The sequence below is a fragment of the Bacillus sp. EKM420B genome (assembly GCF_011065565.1).
Taxonomy (GTDB): Bacteria; Bacillota; Bacilli; order Bacillales; family Bacillaceae; genus Bacillus; species Bacillus velezensis.
Genome location: NZ_JAAMNX010000001.1, coordinates 1,040,743 through 1,060,670 on the forward strand (window position 1 = coordinate 1,040,743; position 19,928 = coordinate 1,060,670).

8 protein-coding genes are annotated in these 19,928 nt (G+C 46.8%); all 8 read right to left on the minus strand.

The window, feature by feature from the left end; all coding sequences use genetic code 11:
- Window positions 1–28 precede the first annotated feature (28 nt).
- The 8 genes from bamA to bioB all read right to left on the minus strand — a co-directional run bounded on the left by bamA (window position 29) and on the right by bioB (window position 19,926).
- On the minus strand, window positions 29–11,977 hold the full coding sequence (gene bamA / locus G9F48_RS04845; RefSeq protein ID WP_165409110.1) for a bacillomycin D hybrid PKS/NRPS BamA: 11,949 nt from the start codon (window positions 11,975–11,977) through the stop codon (window positions 29–31).
- 19 nt (window positions 11,978–11,996) lie between these two features.
- Complete coding sequence (bamD, locus tag G9F48_RS04850) at window positions 11,997–13,199, minus strand: bacillomycin D biosynthesis malonyl-CoA transacylase BamD (RefSeq protein ID WP_165409111.1); 1,203 nt, start codon at window positions 13,197–13,199, stop codon at window positions 11,997–11,999.
- A gap of 557 nt (window positions 13,200–13,756) precedes the next feature.
- Window positions 13,757–14,542 carry a 3-hydroxybutyrate dehydrogenase gene (locus G9F48_RS04855; RefSeq protein ID WP_165409112.1) on the minus strand — a complete coding sequence of 262 codons (786 nt, stop codon included), beginning with the start codon at window positions 14,540–14,542 and terminating at the stop codon, window positions 13,757–13,759.
- A 12-nt stretch (window positions 14,543–14,554) separates the two neighbouring features.
- Window positions 14,555–15,217, minus strand: coding sequence for a CoA transferase subunit B (locus tag G9F48_RS04860; RefSeq protein ID WP_165409113.1), 663 nt, complete (start codon window positions 15,215–15,217; stop codon window positions 14,555–14,557).
- Window positions 15,218–15,234: 17 nt separating this feature from the next.
- A complete protein-coding gene (locus G9F48_RS04865; protein WP_003153920.1) occupies window positions 15,235–15,936 on the minus strand; it encodes a CoA transferase subunit A in 702 nt (233 codons plus the stop codon).
- A 24-nt stretch (window positions 15,937–15,960) separates the two neighbouring features.
- Entirely contained in the window at window positions 15,961–17,406 is a 1,446-nt protein-coding gene (locus G9F48_RS04870; RefSeq protein WP_165409114.1) for a GntP family permease, read from the minus strand.
- A 302-nt stretch (window positions 17,407–17,708) separates the two neighbouring features.
- A complete protein-coding gene (locus G9F48_RS04875; protein WP_165409115.1) occupies window positions 17,709–18,905 on the minus strand; it encodes a cytochrome P450 in 1,197 nt (398 codons plus the stop codon).
- 1 nt (window position 18,906) lies between these two features.
- A complete protein-coding gene (gene bioB / locus G9F48_RS04880; RefSeq protein WP_156734942.1) occupies window positions 18,907–19,926 on the minus strand; it encodes a biotin synthase BioB in 1,020 nt (339 codons plus the stop codon).
- Window positions 19,927–19,928: the final 2 nt, after the last annotated feature.

The window sequence follows — 19,928 nt, forward strand, 5'->3', positions numbered from 1 at the left end:
ATATAATTTAAAGAAATAATGCTTTTCCCTAAAAGTTCAATTGAATAGAATCAAGCGCGTTCTCTTCTTCCTCATTGCTGCCGCTCAATCCGATATGTTCGATTAGAATGCTAGGCTGTTCCAAAATCGCCGATAGGATGTGTAAGTAGTCGTTTGATAAAACCTCGATTCTGCTTTTCTTAAACAGTTTTTTTGAATATTCAAACAGTCCGTGATAGTTGTCGCGGTCCGCCTGAATCGACAAAGTCAAATCGAATTTCGCAACCGGATGATGAAATGGATACGGCTTGAGTTGAAGAGAATCGAAAGTCAATTCAGCATGATCGAGATTTTGCAGCACAAACATCGTATCGAATAAAGGATTGCGGCTTGAATCTTTTGGAAGATGCAGATGCTGAATTAATTCTTCCAACGGATAGTCTTGATTTTTATAGGCGTTCAGCATGTTTTCTTTTACTTCGTTTAAGTAGGCATCAAATGTTTTACGGCCCGCCGGGTGATTGCGAATGACTAACGTATTGACGAACATTCCCACGACCGGCTCTACATCCAAATGAGTCCGCCCGGCAGATGGCGTTCCTACGATAATATCTTCTTGTCCGCTGTATTTGGATAAAAGAATCGTATAGGCTGCCAATAAAATCATATACAGTGTTGCTCCTGTGTCTTCTTCCATTTGGCTTAAACGCTGTTTTAAGTGTTCTGGTATAAGAAATTCAAATGATTCGCCTTCGTAATCGCGTATGGCAGGTCTCTCATAATCCGCAGGCATATCCAGTACAGGAATATCACCGTGAAACTGATCCAGCCAATACGCTTCCTGGCTCTTGATGTTCCGTTTCTGAATGTCCGATTGCTGCCAAACTGCAAAGTCTTTATATTGAATAGAGAGCGGATCCGGTTCGTTCCCCTCGTAGATTCGGGTTAAATCTTTCATCAGAATATTGACGGACACGCCGTCAGAAATGATATGATGCATATCAACCACAAGCACGTGCCGCGCAGGTTCAATTTCAATCAGTCCGGCCCGCATCAGCGGCGGTTTGGCTAAGTCAAACGCTTTGATGAAATCAAGCACACGGTCTTCCGCTTCTTCTTCGCTTGCTTGAATCCGTTCTATCGTAAAGTCGACGTTCTGATGAATACGCTGTGCCGGCTCGCCTTCATATAAATCAAAGCTGGTCCGCAACGCTTCATGACGCGCGATTAATTTTCGGAAAGCGGCGTTTAACCGTTCGGGATCGATCGTCCCTTCCACATTCATGGCACCCGTCATATTGTAAGTCAGCTCGCCGCCTTCTGTGTGACTTAACAAATACATCCGCCTCTGAGCTGAAGAAACCGGATAATATGGCATTTCCTTTGCAGCCGGAATCGGTACATATCGATTTTTGTCCATGTGTAACGCCTTGTCAGCCAATTGTTCAATGGTAGGAAACTTGAATATGTCTTTGAGAGACAGATTCACATCCAGCTCTTTGTGAATTCTGGCGGCTAAGGCAGCCGCTCGAATGGAGTTGCCTCCGAGATCAAAGAAATTATGTTTGATCCCCGCATGGCTTATTCCGAGCACTTCCTTCCATAAATCTGTCAGTTTGGATTCCGTCTCATTACCCGGCGGAACATATTCAGCTGTCAGCTGCAGACTCGCTTCTGGTGCTGGCAGTGCCTTACGGTTTATTTTCCCGTTGGACGTTAACGGCATATGCTCCAGATGGACAAAATAGGACGGAACCATGTAGTCCGGAAGCTCCGATGACAATTGTTCCCTAAGCTGCGCAGCCGCTATAGGCTTGTCGCTTACGTAATACGCGCATAATTGTTTTAAGCCGTCTTCTTCTTCTTTCACTGTAACCGCGGCTTTTTGCACCGCTTCCGCGTTATGCATTGCTGCTTCAATTTCACCAAGCTCGATTCGGTATCCCCTGATTTTGACTTGTTCATCAACGCGCCCGATATATACAAGATTTCCGTCCTTCAACCGCTTAGCCAAATCCCCTGATTTGTACATCTTCGCTCCCGGGACATACGGGTTTTCAACAAATTTCTCTGCCGTTAAATCCGGACGGTTCCAATACCCTCTGGCAACACCCGGTCCGCTGATATATATTTCGCCGATTACCCCGATCGGAACCAGGTTTCTGCTTGCATCGGCCACATAAATATCCGTGTTGGCAGCCGGAGTGCCGATCGGTACAAATTCCCGCTTGTCCCGTTCTGCGTCGAAGTGATAAATCATACATCCGACGACAGCTTCCGTCGGTCCGTATTCATTGAAAATGTCCAGCCGGCCTTTAAACTGCTCGCTGACACTTTTGGCCAGACGGGTGCTTAAATTTTCTCCGCCGACAATCATTTTCCGTATTGACGTGCCGCCAGCGATATTCATCTCCTTGATGACGTGCAGATGTGCCGGGGTCAATTTGATCATGTCTATTCTTGAGTCCCGCATAATCTCAGAAAGCACAGCGCTTTTATCTTCGCCGTCAAAGACAATGATGGTATTTCCCGTAACCAGCGGTGTAAATATCGAGGTCACAGTCAGATCGAAAGAGATGGAAGAGTATAATGGGAAGTTGGTTTTCTCACCTCTTACATAAACCTCTTTCGCCCACCAAATATAATCAGCCAGTCCCTGATGCTCAATGAGGACACCTTTTGGATTTCCCGTGGATCCTGACGTATAGATCATGTAGGCCAAATCATGCGCATCGCTGTCCGATTCAAGATTCGAGTGATCCTCATGGTATGAGTTTTCCTCATCCAAAAGCACAACGTCACCATCATACGGTAATTGATCCAGCAGGCTGCGCTGTGTCAACACAACCTCCGCCCTTGAATCTCTCAGCATATATTGGATCCGATCTTCCGGATATTCAGGATCAATGGGCACGTATGCGCCGCCGGCTTTCAGAACAGCCAAAATTCCGACAATCAGTTCGATTCGATGCGGGCAGATGATGGCAACGAATTGATCCGCTTGTACGCCTTTTGTCCGTAACGTCCGCGCCAATCGGTTCGCCCGTTCATTGAGCTGTCTGTACGTATACCGCTCATTGCCAAAAATAACGGCTTCATGATCGGGACTCTGTTCCGCTTGCATTTCAAACCATCGGGTTACTGTTTCGTTATGCGGATACGGCGTCTTTGTGCCGTTACACTCCGTCAGCAGTTGATGCCGTTCGGTTTCAGACAGCATAGGAACGGAAGACAATGTCATCTCCGGCTGCTCAACAAGACTGTTTAAAATGGCGGTATAGTGTCTGGTGATCTGTTCAATGGTGTCTTTTGTGAATCGTCCCGGTTTATAATCAAAATGCATCTCTATCTGTTGACCGGCATCTTCGATTGTGAGCATCAAATCATACAAAGAGACCCCTGGATTTCGTTCTTTCACTTTAAATGTACATTCATTGTGCCGGATTTCATGAAATTCAATGTTTTGAAACACAAACATCGTGTTAAACAGAGACTTTCCGGTTGTTTCCCGCTGCACATTTAATTTCTCCACAAGCCGGTCAAATGGATAGTCTTGGTTTTCGAAAGCGTCAAGCGTCTGCCGCTTTACTTCTTCCAGATAATCCGTAAACGTTCTATTGGCGTGCGGCTTCGTCCGGATTCCAATGGTTTGTATGAAAATACCGATGATTTTTTCGATATCCGGATGATTTCTTCCTGAAGCAGGCGTGCCTACGACAATGTCTTCTTGTCCGGTATATTTATGAAGCAGCACATTATAGGCGGCCAGGAGCACTGTATAGAGAGTGGTTTCCGCCTTTTGCGCCAAATCTTGAAGCGAACGGATGACATCCGGCTGTAAGGAGCATGTCACACGCTGTCCCTCAGAAGACCGTTCTGCCGCTTTTGAACCGTCTGTCGGCAGGTTAAGGATGGGAATTTCGTCTTGAAATTGTTCCAGCCAATATGTCTCCTGCCGCTTCATAGCATCCTCATTCAGCCGTTGGTTTTGCCATTCTGCGAAATCTTTATATTCAAATTCAATGTCCGGTAATGGTTTCTGATGATATAAAGCCAGCAATTCATTTGTAAGGATGTTGACGGAATAACCGTCCGAAATGATATGATGCATATCGATGAGCAGTTCGGCCTGCTCGTTTTCAATCTTGATCAGCTCCGCACGAACTAACGGAGCTTGGTCCAGGCGGAACGGTTTTACAAACCGGTCTGAATAGGCATCAAATTCGTCCCGGCTCATTGTCCGGACATGAACGTTAAAATCAACTTCGTTTTCAAGTTTCTGAACGATATCGCCATCTATAATGTCGAAATACGTGCGAAACGCTTCGTGCCGCTGCATCACTTGTTGAAGAGATGAGATCAGGGCTTGCTCATCGTACTTCCCTGTTATTGATATTTGGCCGAACATATTTTGCGCCAGCTGATCCGGTTCCAGCTGGTGCAGGAAATATACTCTTTGCTGCGCCGGCGATGTCGGGTAATACGCTTTTTTCTCGGCAGCCTTCATCGGGAGGTGCACGACTTTTGTTTCGTTCTGAATGAAATGTGCTAATTCTTTAACAGTCTGGTGATTGAAAAATTGTCCGATGGAAACCTTTTGATGAAATGTCTTCTGAACTTTGGAAAGCATAAGCGTCGCCTGGAGCGAGTTTCCTCCCAGAGCCAGGAAGCGATCTGATCTGCCGACCCGTTCAAGGCCGAAAAGTTCCTCCCAAATCCGCGCCAGCTGCCGCTCCGTTTCATTTACCGGCGCCTCATAGGCTTCAGTGAAATTTGCTGTATTGCTTCCTATTGAAGAGACCCGCTTCTGGTGTTCGGCATAAAGTGCTTGTAAATCATGCTGTTCTTCATCGGAAAACAGCATCATGGCGTCAAGAGGGATTGAATCTCCCTCAACCATTTTTTGCAGCAATTTTGTAAAACCCGCTCCCCACTTTTTCATGATTTCCGGACTGATGACGTTCGTATTAAAGTCGAAATCAAGAACATATTCTTGATGCGCGTCTGTTATGTTAAGAAATAAATCGTACAGAGTGCATTTTACCGGGTATGCAACGGGCTCCGCTTCCGCCTTTCCGAAATGCAGCTTTCGAAAAGGCCTGTCTAAATTAAAGATAATACGCATATCCGGCACTTGATCGTGCGGAAGCTCTCTGGCCACCAGTGTCATCGGGACGGCTTGGTGCTGCATTGCAAGATTCACGCTTTCTTTCATACTGCCAAGATAACCGGATAAAGTGCTTTCTGAAGAAGACGTGTTCTTCACCGGAATCATATTGACGCAATTTCCAATCAGATCATGCTGTTTCATATGCGATTGACCTGCTGCGGGGACCCCGATCACAAGGCCTGACTGTTTGGTAAGCCGATGCAGAAAAAGATGAAATGCACCCAGCATCGTCACAAATACGCTATTTTTCATCTGAATGCTTAATGACCTTAAAGCCTCGCTCAATGGCCGTCCAAGCCTGACGGTACACCGGTCTCCCTCATACCCCTTCGGATAACGGACAGAAGCTGCGCTCGGCAGAATTGGCTGCTGTATCGGTTCAGAGAAATGACGCCGCCAATACCGGACCCCTTCTTCATAATGGCCGCTGTCAATCTGTGCCTGCTGCCAGTCTAAGTATTGGCGAAACGAAACATCTGCCTCTTTCGGTGAAATTGGTTTTCCTTGTACGATTGCCGCGTAGTTGCTCTCCAGTTCTTGAACAAAAACGGCGATTGACCATCCATCGGCAATGATATGATGGAACGTGAGCACAATCAGATGTTCATTGTGAGCCGCAGTAAGCACATGGATTCTAAACAAAGGCTTTTGTTCATGGAAATGAAACGGCCGCTTGGCATCTTCTGTCAGCCATTTTTGAATTTCCGACTCCCGATGTTCATGCGGGTGACCGGTAAAATCAATGACTGGTATTTCTATATTCATCCGTTCCTGCACTTGCTGTACCTCGTCATCGGGATGAATCACCGTACGTAAAGCTTCATGACGGTCAACGATATGCCGGACGGCTTGTTTTAATGGCGTATGCTGCAGTTCGCCCTCCACTTTCAGCATAATGGACTGGTTTAAAGCGGCGGAAGCTTCATTCCCGTAATGGGATGCCATAACCAACTGCTTTTGTTCAGGTGAAAGCTCGCGCGTCCCGGACTTTTTACGGCCTCCGCCATCAGGGGAATCCGGGCCTTCCGGAATAAATCCGCCTCGGCGAAGATCCTCCACCGTGTCTTTCACCGCTTGAATAATATTTTCGATATCATCTGCGGTATGCGCGACGGACAAGAAGCAGTTGCGTCCTTCCCACACATAGACACCTTTATAGTTGAGATGGTAAAAGAACAAGTCATTATCAAGCGATGAGACAAACCGGAATAATGAACCGAATCGAACCATGCGGATAGGCACTTGCGCTTGTTCGAAGCAGCGATTCAGCTCATCGACCAAGTAGGCTGTTTTTTGATTAAGCTGCTCATACAGATGTTCTCCCTCGGTTTGTAAATGGCGAAGGACGGCTAATGACATCCTCATGGTAAGCGGGTGAGTATTGAAGGTGCCGGCCACAAACGTGCGTTTCGCCTCATCTTGCGGATAGGAATCGTCCCCATACTGCCAGGTTCCCCCGTCGATCGCATTCATGAATTCAGCTTTTCCGGCAACAATCCCTAACGGCTGTCCGCCGCCGATGATTTTTCCGTAGGTCACTAAATCAGCCTGAATACCGAACCATTCCTGGGCGCCGCCGAGACCGATCCGAAATCCGGTAATAATTTCATCGATAATCAAAGCTGTTCCGGATTGCTGCGTGATCGCCCGCAATTCTTTCAAAAATGCCCGTGGCTGCAAATCCGGTCTGCGGCTTTGTACCGGTTCCACCAGTACGGCTGCCAATTCATCACCAAGACTGCGGATCACGTCCAGCGAATCGGGATTGTTGTAATGTAAAATAATCAAATCATCCATAAAGCTTTGCAGTATGCCCGGAGCCAGCGGATTCGCAGACGCAGCTCCGCCTTTAGTGCCGGCAACCCCTAATACGCCGTCAAACGTGCCGTGATAAGATCCCGAGAACGCCACGACTTTCTTTCTTCCTGTTGCCGCCCGCGCCAAACGCAGGGCAACCATGACGGCCTCTGTTCCGGAATTATAGAAAGCGACCCTTTCCACCCCGGTACATGTGCGGATCCGATCGGCAACTTCTCCTGCGACATTCGACATTGGGCCGAGCGGAGGCAATGATGAACGGACTGAATCATCGATAACCTGTGTAATAAAGGAAGGATGATGCCCGAAAAGGTTAACCCCGAATCCCATGGTGATATCAATGTATTCATTGCCGTCAACATCCCACATCTTGGAACCGTCAGAACGTTCGGCGATAATCGGGTATACGATTTCCTTCCAATATGAACGGAAGCTGGACAAGTTGCGGTTGTTTGCATGAGCAAATCGGGTGTTGTCCGTATATTGTTTGGAACCTTTCGTTTTATCTGCGTATTTCTTGATGAAATCTTCTAAGTATTGTTTTTGCCGTGCGGTATAGTGTCCCTGATCATGCAGGTTCTGAGGCTGGAAAGGAACATAGGGTTTCGCTTCTTGAGCCGCTTTCTTTTCTGCAGTGACGGCCGGAGGCCCCTGCTTGACAGAAGGAATTGATTTCTCTTGCGCTTTAGCGTATTCTTTCTCATCGAAATGATGTCCGCTGTTTCTCAACAAATTAAAGCTATTTAATTGAGCTTGCAAGGTATCCTGAATTAATTGATTCTGAGAAGCGATTATTTTTTCGAGCATATGCTCTTGATGACCTTCTCTGCGATCCGATTCAGACTGTGCTTCTGAAATGACCTGTATTTCCTGCGCCGGAACATTCTCTTGAGGCGGAGCGGATGCAAAGGACGGTGGAACGGTCTCAGCCAAGTAATCTATGACACTTTGAAGGTTGTTCATCGTATCAAAAAAACGATCCATCGGGATGTCTGCCCCAAATTCGTCCGCGATGGCTTTTTTGACCTGTGACAGCATGATAGAATCCATTCCGAGTCCGATAAAATGAGCATTCAGATCGAGTTCCTCCGCTCTGATCCCCGAAGCATTGCTGATTACAGTTTTCAGGAAGGATTCAATGTGCGCCTTCGATTGATTGATATTCAATGCCGCTTCTCCTCTCTTTTCGTCCTCGTTTAAGCGCAATTGGTCAGCTTCAGCCCAGCATCGGCTCCGTTCAAACGGATACAGGGGCAATGGCGTCTTTTGTACAGTTTCACCGGAATAAAGCGCGCGCCAATCGATAACGGCTCCTTGCACAAATAATTCGGCGGCGCGATGCAGCCATGTGATCCGTTCATCTTGCGTACGTAAACGCTGCTTAATCAGTGCGGCTGCTTGTTTATTCAGCTCTTCTTTATGAGCGGGCAGCATTTCCTTCATATTCTTGTAGCCGATGTATACACCGGGAAGGTTTCTGTCTCCCTGAATCAGGCTGGTCAGCTTATCCGATAGTTCTTGTTTACCGGATACAATCATGGCAATGCCATGATCCAAATGAGCCCTGCCCGTACTGGCTGTATAGCAAATGGACTTTAATGAAGCTTGGCTGTCATCCGTTACATATTGCCGGTACTGCTGAGCGAGTTCATAGAGTGATTTTTCAGTATGAGCGGATAAAACAAATAGGTGCGGCCCATGTTCATCCTCGGGCGCATACTCACTTTGAGAAATATATTCTTCCAATACCACATGAGCGTTCGTTCCGCTAAAGCCAAATGAGCTGACTCCGCCTCGCAGCGGCTCATCACCGGATGTGAACGCTGCAGCTTCCTGGTTTACGTAAAATGGTGAAGAGTGAAAATGAATGAGCGGATTAGGTTCATTAAAGTGCACTAACGGCGGATTTTTCTTGTGATTCAGCATGAGGACAGATTTGATCAGCCCGACGATGCCTGCCGCTTCAAACAAATGACCGATGTTCGATTTAACAGAACCAATCGCACAAAATTGTTTTTTTGCCGTATACTTTTCAAACGCTTTACAAAGCCCGTTAAATTCAACCGGATCGCCGAGCTTCGTTCCGGTGCCATGCGCTTCGATGAAAGACAGTGTTTCAGGGGCAATGCCCGCGTCTTTCCAGGCCGTCTCAATGACCTCAGTCTGAGCTGCCGGATTCGGTGCTGTAATCCCGGCGGTTGTTCCGTCTTGATTCAGCGCGCTTCCCTTGATTACGCCGTAAATATGGTCTCCGTCGCGAACAGCATCCTGCAGAGGTTTCAGCAGGACTGCGGCCGCGCCTTCACCTGTGCCAGTACCGTCTGAATCTTTGCTGAACGTTTTCGTGTACCCGTCCGAAGATTCCATATCAAGTCCGATACAGATCGGCAAGAGCGATGTCCGGATACCGCCGGCAAGAGCCATTTCACAATCGCCGGATATTAAAGATTTACATGCCATATGAACGGCGGCAAGCGATGAGGAGCACGCCGTATCGACTGTGACCGCCGGCCCTTTTAAATTTAAGAAATAAGCGATTCGGCTGGCTAACACGGAAGGGAGATTGCCCACGATATATTGATGAAGCTCCTCCGGATAATTCGCAGAAAGGAGACGTTCATAATCGTAGCCCACCTTCGAGTACCCTGCATATACCCCGACACGGCTCCCGTTCATGCTGCCGCCGGCATAGCCCGCATCTTCAATCGCATGCCATGCAGACTGCAAAAACAGTCTTTGGTTAGGGTCCATAAACTGAGCCGTTTTAGGAGCTAAACCGAAGAACGAGTAATCAAAGCGGTCGATTTCATCTAAATAGCCGCCCTTCACAAACTGATTCTCATTGATTTCGCTTTGGATGGACTTTAAATAATCCGCCGCATCTTTCAGCCGGGATGCAGGGTATTCTCGAATGCTGTGCTCACCTTTTTCAAGCAGATTCCAAAAATCACTTTTCGTTGATGCTCCTGGGACATTGAGCGACATCCCGATAATGGCGATATCTTTCGGCGTTACATGGCTTGGTTTCGCTGCCGCGTCCTGCTTGATTTCAGCCCGGCTTTCAGACAGATATGCCGCTAAATCAGTGATAGAAGGATACGTAAAGAGATCTGAAACGGCAAGCTCGCGTCCGAATTTCTGTTCTATGCGCTCGGCAATCTGCGATAACTGTAATGAATTTGCTCCCATATCAAAATAACTGTCAGCGAGGTGAACCTTTTTCCCATTGAGCACATCGGAAAAGATAGACAGTAATTCCGTTTCAATTTCATGAATGGGAGTCTGTCCGGATGTTTCCGGGCTGCTCTCCAAACATTCATTGATAGCGGCAGACTCTGTTGAAAAATTCCCTGCCTCATACTGTCTGGCAAGTTCGTAGCGTTTAACCTTTCCGCTGGTTGTTTTAGGGAGTTTTCGGATCGGAAGGACTTCTTTTATGCTCCAGCCGCCCCGCTTGAGCAAATGCTTTTTTATCTCTTTGACAAGCGGTGCGAATTTTTCAGGTGATTTTTTGTAAACAACAAAGAGCACGATTTCTCCGCTTTGTGTCTTTTGATCATATACACCGCAGGCGGCAACCCTTCCTAAGTCAACCTCTTCCATTTCAATCGCGACCCGTTCAATATCGTGCGGGTAGATATTTTTTCCGTTCACGAAAATAATGTCCTTTTCTCTTCCGGTTACGACTAAGTTACCACTTTCACTAATGAATCCGAGGTCTCCCGTTTTTACCCAGCCGTCAGAAGTCAGCGCTTTTTCCGTACTCTCGGGGTTGTTATAATACCCTTGAGTCACATTGTCTCCTTTGATCTGGATATGGCCGATGATTCCGTCTTCTACTCTTTCATTTACTTCATCGGAGATCCGAAGCTGACAATAGTCAATAGGTCGTCCCACTTCGACGAATGAAGCGCAATTTTGATCCTCTTTGCTGACGTTTACAGCTCTTTCACCAAGATTTAAATAGTCACGATGCAAATAAACGGGAACGAATTCTTTACCTAATTTAGAGAATGCTGCGCCGACCGAAGCTTCCGCTAAACCGTAAACATTCAAAATGGCGGATCTTTTCAGATTGAATGCTGCGCATCTTTTCAAAAATTCGTCACATAGCTCCGGCAATATCGGTTCTGCACCGTTTGCGATGACCTTGATGTGGGATAAATCCCAGTCTGGTTCGTTTTTCAGAAATTTAAGGAAGTAGTTGTACCCGAAATTAGGAGAGGATAGAATACTGGCTTTATGTTCATGAGCTTTTTTCATCCAAAGGATAGGTCTGCGAATAAATAATTCTGTAGGCATCAGATTTTGATTGATTCCGGTTATGAAGGGAACAAGGTGGCAGGCGATGAGCCCCATATCATGCGTTAAAGGCATCCATGATAAGAAAGAGTCTTTCGAATGAACGGCTAGGGCATTCCCAATGGCACACGTGTTATGTATTAAGTTGTGATGCGTTAACATGACCCCTTTTGGATCTCCTGTCGATCCTGAAGAAAATTGGATAAAGGCGAGTTCATCCGCATCAGGTTCATAAAATGAAGCGGGGTAATCGTAGGTTTGATCTTGAATGATGTCAGATTTTTCGTTTAATTGATGATGGAAATCCTGTAAATCGTGTTCTGCAGCGTATTTCTTTATTTTGTCCAATACTTTTTCAGAGGCAATCAGAAACGGATGATTTAATATATTCCAAATGCGCCAGACCTTCAGCTTATGGTCATCATCTTCTCCGATACTGACCGGCACCGGGATCATTCCTCCTAATATACAAGCCCAAAAAGCAACGACAAATGATTTGTTTTCTTGGATTTGAAATACAATTTCCTGCTTCGGCTTAATGCCGAGATGCTGTAAATAGCCAAGATACCCTTGCGCCTCTTCAAACAATTGGCGATAAGAGACAACCGTCTCGTTTTTATCGGATTCGATAAAACGGATCCCGCGGTCAGAGATATTGCTTCTTTCCCGAATGACTTCTACTAAGGTTTGGAATTGACTGGTATACATAGGTCCCCTCCTGGGCGCTTTATTTTAAAATCCGCAATTCTTCCCAAGCCGGAAGCTGTTTAGCTTCACAAATTAATTTGCATAAATGGATCGAATGTTCGAGTTCTTGTTCTGAAAGCACGTCTTCATGCTTTTTCATTCTCTCTTTCAGCTCTTGGATTTGCGTAAATAATGGCGTCGTCATATTGGAATAAGCCGCTGAATCCTTGTTGTAATTGCGCGCAATGACGGATTGAATCATCAATTTATTCAGTTGTTTTTTGCGTAAACGGACAATATGTTTCTTTCTTTCCGCTGAATTGGAAAGCAAGTGAACATCAGATGTCTGTCCTAAGGGATAAGGTACAATGTGATTCGTTGTTTTTCTCAGCAGACCGGCTAAAACATTGTTCGGACCCATTTCGATGACTTCTGTGACTCCGTGTAAAAGCAAGTAATGCATCGATTCCGTCCATCTTACCGGCATCGTCATGTGCTGCTTGAGATGTTCGCTGATGGAATTTCCGCTGCTGTAAGGGCGTGCGGTGACATTTGAAATGATCGGCCATGCGGCATCCCGGAAGGAATACCGGTGTAATACAGTCTGGAATTGGTCAGATGCTGAGCGTATCATCGGACTGTGAAAAGGCGCACTGACATTCAAATAAGTGTATGCCGCTCCCTTTTTCTCCGCCATCTTGATGACACGTTCCACAGCTTGCCGGTGTCCGGAAATTACATGCTGCTGTTCTGAATTCATGCAGGCTACTCCTGCCGGAAAGTCTTCCGTCGACACTTTCGAACATATTTCCTGCAACGTTTGAAGAGAGAGGTGAGTCACGGCGGCCATCGTCCCCTGCTGCTGAGGATCCGCATTTTGCATAAGAATTCCCCGCTGCCTTACAAGTGTAACGGCATCCTGAAAAGAAAGGGCGCCGGCACAGACAAGCGCTGAATATTCGCCTAAGCTATGACCTGCCAGGAAGCGGGGCTTCACCCCTATTTCCTGCATATACACTTGAAAAGCAATAACACTGACCGTTAAAATAGCGGGCTGCGCGTTCATTGTCTTTGTCAATTCATTCATATCTCCGTTAAAACACAGTTTTTTTACATCCAAGGAGATCGCATCGCTCGCTTCTTCAAACAATCTCTTTGCGAGCACAAAATCATTCCAAAATTGTTTGCCCATTCCTACAAACTGAGACCCTTGTCCAGGAAATAAAAAGGCAAGATTGTTCATGAGATTCCTCCGATCATATTGAACAGAAATACAATATCCTACAAATTATCCCTTTATCTAACATCCTAGCATGATTATAACAAATGTGTATAGAATACTTTCGGAGGAGTTATTGTTCGATTTTACAAACGAATTAGATATATTTATTCATAAAATAAAACATGGGGGTTTCACCGAAAATCAGTCTTAAAGAGAGATGATGAAAAGCCGGAGTGGAGCCTGTTACCGCCTCTTCTTCACTTAGGACGAGCTCTTCATGTTTCATATGTTTTAGGGCTATTGGCATTATTGTGTCAGAAATTACATATTTTCTGTTTATTGTAAAAATTCATTTGTATATCTGTGAAGGATTGTAAACTGAGGGCGTTTGATTATAAATGCGGCGCAAGAGATGGATCTGGTGAGGAAAATCTGCAAGGACAAAATACGCCGCAGAACAAGTAAATGACCCAGCCCGGATACCGATTGACGCAGTAAATCGGCCTATTGAGTGAACAAGGTTTTCAGGCATAAAAAAACAGCCGTTCAGAGCGGCTGTTTTTTAAATAGTACAAGAACTATTGAGCGGTATACCCGCCGTCCATGACTACGGCCTGACCTGTGACCCCTTTTGCTTTGTCGCTGGCCAAAAATACGGCGTAATCAGCGATTTCCTTCACTGACAGCAGCCGTTTTTGGGGAACGAGCGGAAAGATGACGTCCTCAAGCACCCGCTCGTACGGTACATTCCTTGTTGCGGAAATGTCCTTTAATTGATTGCGGACAAGCTGAGTGTCCACATATCCCGGACAAAGCGCATTGACGGTAATGCCGTCAGCCGCGCCTTCAAGTGCGCCGACTTTCGTTAAACCGATGACGCCGTGCTTGGCGCTGTTATATGCCGCTTTCCCGTGAAAACCGATCAGCCCGTTGACAGACGCCATATTAATGATTCGTCCGAATTGCTGTTTTTTCATAATGGGGAATGCATGCTTCATTGCGATAAATGGCGCAGTCAGCATGACACGAATGAGCCGTTCAAACTGTTCGGTGGGAAATTCCTCGATGGGCGCGACATGCTGAATGCCCGCATTATTCACAAGGATATCGAGACGTCCGAATTGTTTCTCGACCGTCTGCAGCATGTCGGCCACTTGCTTTTCATTTGTTACATCGCATGTGATGCTGACTGCTTCACAGCCTTCATCTCTCATTCCTGCCGCCGCTTCTTTCCCCGCTTGTTCGTTTACATCAGAGATGATGACGGCTGCTCCTTCACGGGCGAATTCTCTTGCAATTTCAAGCCCGATTCCTCCGGCTGCTCCTGTTACAACGGCTGTTTTTTCAATAAGCAATGAATGCATGGCGGCACCTCCTCATTTTGGTCTGACCCCGTTTTTTAACGACTGGCTGACAGTAAAATGACCTTCTGTTTTCTCAAAGACCTCCTCCATTGTTACACCTTCCTGCAGTTCGGTGAGCGTCATACGGCCATCATAAAAATCGAATACAGCCAAATCTGTGATCAGCCGATCGACCACCTGCCTGCCGGTTAAAGGCAGCGTACATTCCGTTCTCACTTTAGATTCCCCATATTTATTAACATGCTCCATAATGACAATAATCCGTTTTGCTCCGTGGACCAGGTCCATGGCGCCGCCCATTCCTTTGATCATTTTTCCGGGGATCATCCAGTTCGCCAAATCTCCCCGTTCGGACACTTCCATCCCGCCGAGGATCGCTACATCAATGTGGCCGCCGCGAATCATGGCAAAGGATTCGGCACTGTCAAAATACGAGGCTCCCTTTACCTCGGTAATGGTTTCTTTTCCCGCATTGATCAGATCGGGGTCCTCCGTTCCTTCCGCCGGATAAGGCCCGATTCCGAGCAAGCCGTTTTCAGACTGAAGCAGGACGTTATAATCATTCGGTATCTCATTGGCTACAAGCGTCGGCATCCCTATCCCCAAGTTCACATTCATACCGTCCTTAATTTCCTTTACAGCCCGTTTGATCATTCGTTTTCTGCTATCTCTCATTCTGTCAGCCTCCTTTATCATGCTTGCCGGACGGTGCGGCGTTCAATCCGTTTTTCATGAATCCCGCCAAGCAGAACGTGCTGCACAAAAATACCCGGCGTATGAATTTGATCGGGATCAAGCTCTCCGGCATCGACGATTTCTTCAGCCTCTGCAATCGTCACTTTGCCTGCCATTGCAGCGAGCGGATTGAAATTTCTCGCCGTCTTTCTGAACATCAGGTTGCCCAGAGGATCGGCTTTCCAGGCCTTTACGATGGCGGCGTTCCCTGTAATCCCTTTCTCCAGAAGATAGGTGCGTCCGTCAAATGTCTTATGTTCTTTTCCCTCGGCTACTGATGTTCCGACGCCCGCAGGTGTATAAAACGCCGGAATGCCCGCCCCTCCCGCGCGAATTCTTTCTGCGAGCGTTCCTTGGGGCACCAATTCGACTTCCAGCTCCCCGCTTAAAAACTGCCGTTCAAAGGTTTTATTTTCTCCGACATAGGATGCGACCATTTTTTTGATCTGCCGGTTTGCAAGCAAGAGGCCTAACCCCCAATCATCAACACCGCAGTTATTACTGACAACGGTCAAGTTTTTCACGCCGCTGTCCCTGATCGCGAGAATTAATTGTTCCGGAATGCCGCACAGGCCGAAGCCTCCTGCGATGAGGGTGTCTCCGTCCTTGATCAGTGCAGCAGCATCTTTATAAGAGTCCATCACTTTTCCTTTTCCCATATTCGTTTCCCCTTTCTGTTTTGGCTACACAAGGCCCGTCAGACTGTAAATGGCGATAATGACAAACACAGCGGCTGTTTTAATGACGGTAATGGCAAAGATATCCCTGTAGGATTGGCGGTGGGTCAACCCGGTGACCGCGAGCAGCGTAATGACGGCGCCATTATGCGGAAGAGTGTCCATCCCGCCGGAGGCCATCGAGATCACTCGGTGCATGACCTCCGGCGGGATGTGGAATGTATTGATTGCTTCTGTATATGCTGCTGACATCGTGCTTAAAGCGATGCCCATTCCTCCTGATGCCGATCCTGTAATCCCGGCAAGCGCAGTGGTCGTCACCGCTCCGTTGACGAGCGGATCAGTAAACGTCTGCGATATGCCGCTGCTGACCATTTTAAAGCCGGGAAGCGCCGCAATGATGCCGCCAAATCCGTATTCGGCTCCTGTATTCATCGACGCCAGCAAGGCACCCCCGATGCCCTCATTCAGTCCTTCTTTCAAATTGAAGAGCACTTTTTTCCAATCGAACAAAATCGTTGTCATGATTCCGATGAACAGTGCGAGTTCTACTGACCAGATCGCAGTGACGGAGGAAAGGTCAATCTTCCCGAACGCTTCTAAACCGAGCTGCGCAAAATCAAATCCGTCAGGGTACCAATGCGGGAGCCACATCGTGAAGCATTTGTTCATGACTCCCACAAGGATAAGCGGAACAAAGGCGAGCACTTGCCGCGCGGGGCTGGGTTCTGCCTCCTGCGGTAAAACAGGCGTATGTTTTTCATTAGCCAGACCTGAGGGTTCCTCTGCAGCGGAAACTTCAGATTGAAATCCAGCATAGCCTTCTCCGGCATTGACCGCTTTTTTGCGCCGGGATTCTAAATAAATCATTCCGGCCGTAAGCACAAATGCTGCACCAATCAGTCCGAGCCAGGGAGCGGCATAAATGTTTGTTTTAAAAAAAGCTGTCGGAATGACATTTTGAATTTGCGGTGTGCCGGGAAGCGCATCCATTGTAAAAGTAAAGGCGCCCAATGCAATCGTACCGGGTATCAGACGCTTGGGAATATCAGCTTTAATAAATAGGTTTTTAGCAAACGGATAAATGGCAAACACCGCTACGAAGAGACTGACGCCGCTGTACGTTAAAATCGCACCCATTAAGACGATGGCGAGAATGGCTCTTTTTGCTCCCACAAGCCTGACGATTGTTTTTGCAATCGACTCGGCGAGCCCGGATATTTCAACAACCTTGCCAAAAACGGCCCCTAAAAGAAATACGGGAAAATACAGCTTAATAAATCCTACCATCTTCTCCATAAATATATTCGAGAAGAAAGGAAGTACGAAGCTTGGATCTGTAAGAAGCACGGCAAACAGCGCACAAATCGGAGCGAATAAAATGACTGAAAAGCCCCGGTAAGCCGCAAACATCAGCATGCCTAATGCCAATAAAATAATAACAATGTCCACAAATCCCCCTCTTTTCTGCTCAATATTAGTAAGCGCTTACAAAAATCGAGAAAATAAAGCGAAAAACATGCCGGTTTTGCACAGTTTCTGAGGCTGAAAAAATGTGCATCATGGTGAATTTTCCGTTTTGGCAAAAGAAAAGGAGATCCTTGCTGCATGATATTGATTGGCTGAGCAGTGAGTTTTTTTAGGGATAGTGAGATGGATCAGAGAGGATTTTTGCTTTATAAATATGTATTCTTTTTTCTTTCATTTATTTCCTGCAAGAGAACCGATAAAATCCGGCCCTCCTGCATGGTCATTCAGCCAAGGACAACCGGAAGCTCTTTGAGCGATCTAAAACCAATGAGCTTGCGGTATTCAAGGCGGTGTGCGGCCAGCCGAAGCTTAGGCATCCGCTCAAACAGTGTGAGAATTGCAATTTGTGCTTCGATGCGCGCTAATGAGGAGCCTATGCAAAAATGGGCGTTCTTTCCGAATGCAAGATGCGGATTCGGTTTTCTTTGGATGTCCATTTTATGAGGCTGATCGAATATGCTTGGATCGCGATTGGCCGCTCCTAAAAAGATGTATACCTGCTCTCCTTTTTTTATGGTTTTTCCATTTATTTCACAGTCTTCTGAAGCGGTGCGTGCCGTCAGCTGCGCGGGGCTGTCGTAGCGCAGACATTCCTCGACAGCAGTTTCAATAAGCGAGGGGTTTTCTCTCAGTGCGCTAAGCTGTTCAGGGTGTTTCAATAAAGTAAACACACCGTTGCTCATGAGGTTTACCGTCGTCTCGTGTCCGGCTATGACAAGTAAGATACATGTCGCGAGCACTTCGTCTTTTGAAAGCTGTTTCCCCATGATAAACCTGCTGATTAAGTCTTCCTGAGGATGTGCTTTCCGCTCGTGAATCAAATCTCTGAAATATGCAGTCAGCCTGCCTGCGGTGTCGCTTGCTCTGACTAACGTCTTTCTTGACCGGGTAAGATCAATGGCCTGAATGACGTCTGCCGTCCATTGTCTGAATTGATATCTCTCCTCTTTCGGCACTCCGAGTATCTCCGCAATGATGAGGCTTGCCAATGGAAAGGCAAACTCTGAAACAAGGTCTGCGGTTTTTTTGTTTTGGATTTGATCCAACAAGTCATGAACCGTTTCTTTTATACAGGGGCGAAGTGATTCCGCCGTCTTTGCGGTAAATTCTTTACCTATAAGCATCCGCATCCGCTTATGGTCTGATTGATTTTTAAATAACAGCATATCGTGCTGGATATGCGATAAATTTTGATATTTCGTTGAAGCTTCCGGAAGAGGAATGCGGTTTTTAAATCGGGTGTCTTTCAGAATCGATGCCGCCTCTTTGTACCCGGTGACATACCAGCCCGGATGTTTTAAGACGGTTCCTTTATAAACAGGATCAATGGATCGCAGTTTTTCATAAAACGGGTAAGGGTCATTCCAAAAATCCGAATCCGCATGGAGAGACGGATGTGCAGTCGATAGGCCCGCCGTCATCTTATACCTCCGTATTGCAGGCGGATTGCAGGCCGGCTTTCATTTCTTCAACGGATTCGACTTCAAAACCTAAATCATGGAGCATTTGATGATCCTCTGTTTCATGCTGCCCTGCTGTCGTTAAGTAATCTCCGACGAAAATCGAATTTGCGGCATAAAGTCCCAGCGGCTGCAGCGAACGAAGGTTGACTTCCCGGCCTCCTGAGATACGGATTTCTTTTGACGGATTGATAAAACGGAACAAGGCGAGCACTTTCAGGCAATACATCGGATGTAATTCGCTTACCCCTTCTAACGGAGTTCCGTCAATCGCATGCAGAAAATTAACCGGGATGCTGTCGGCGTCAAGCGCTTTTAAGCTGTTCGCCATATCAATGACGTCCTGTTTCGTTTCTTTCATGCCGACGATGACACCCGAACAAGGCGACATCCCCGATTGTTTCGCCGTTTCCACCGTATTGACCCTGTCGTCATACGTGTGGGAAGTCGTAATGTTTGAGTGATTCCTTTGTGATGTATTGATGTTATGATTGTACCGGTCTACTCCTGCCTGTTTCAGGCGCTCTGCCTGTTCCGGCTTCAGCAGACCGAGGCATGCGCAGATTTTTAAACCGTACGTTTCTTTAATTTCTTTGACAGCATCAACAACTTGATCTACTTCTCTGTTCGACGGTCCCCGCCCGCTGGCGACGATGCAGTATGTCCCTATATTCAGGTCGTGGGCGCGTTTTGCCCCCTTAAGCAATATATGCTTATCCACCATCCGATAAGACTCGATCGGCGCTTTTGATATTGAAGATTGTGAACAGTACCCGCAATTTTCCGGACACAGGCCTGATTTTGCATTCATAATCATATTCAGCTTTACTTTTTTTCCGTAAAATCGTTTTCTGATATGAAAAGCGGCATGCATCAGCAATAAAAGATCCTCATCAGGACAATTTAAAATGGCCAGCGCTTCTTGATTCATTACTTCCGCCCCGTCCAGCACTCTCTCTGCAAGATCCATCCATTGATTCATGT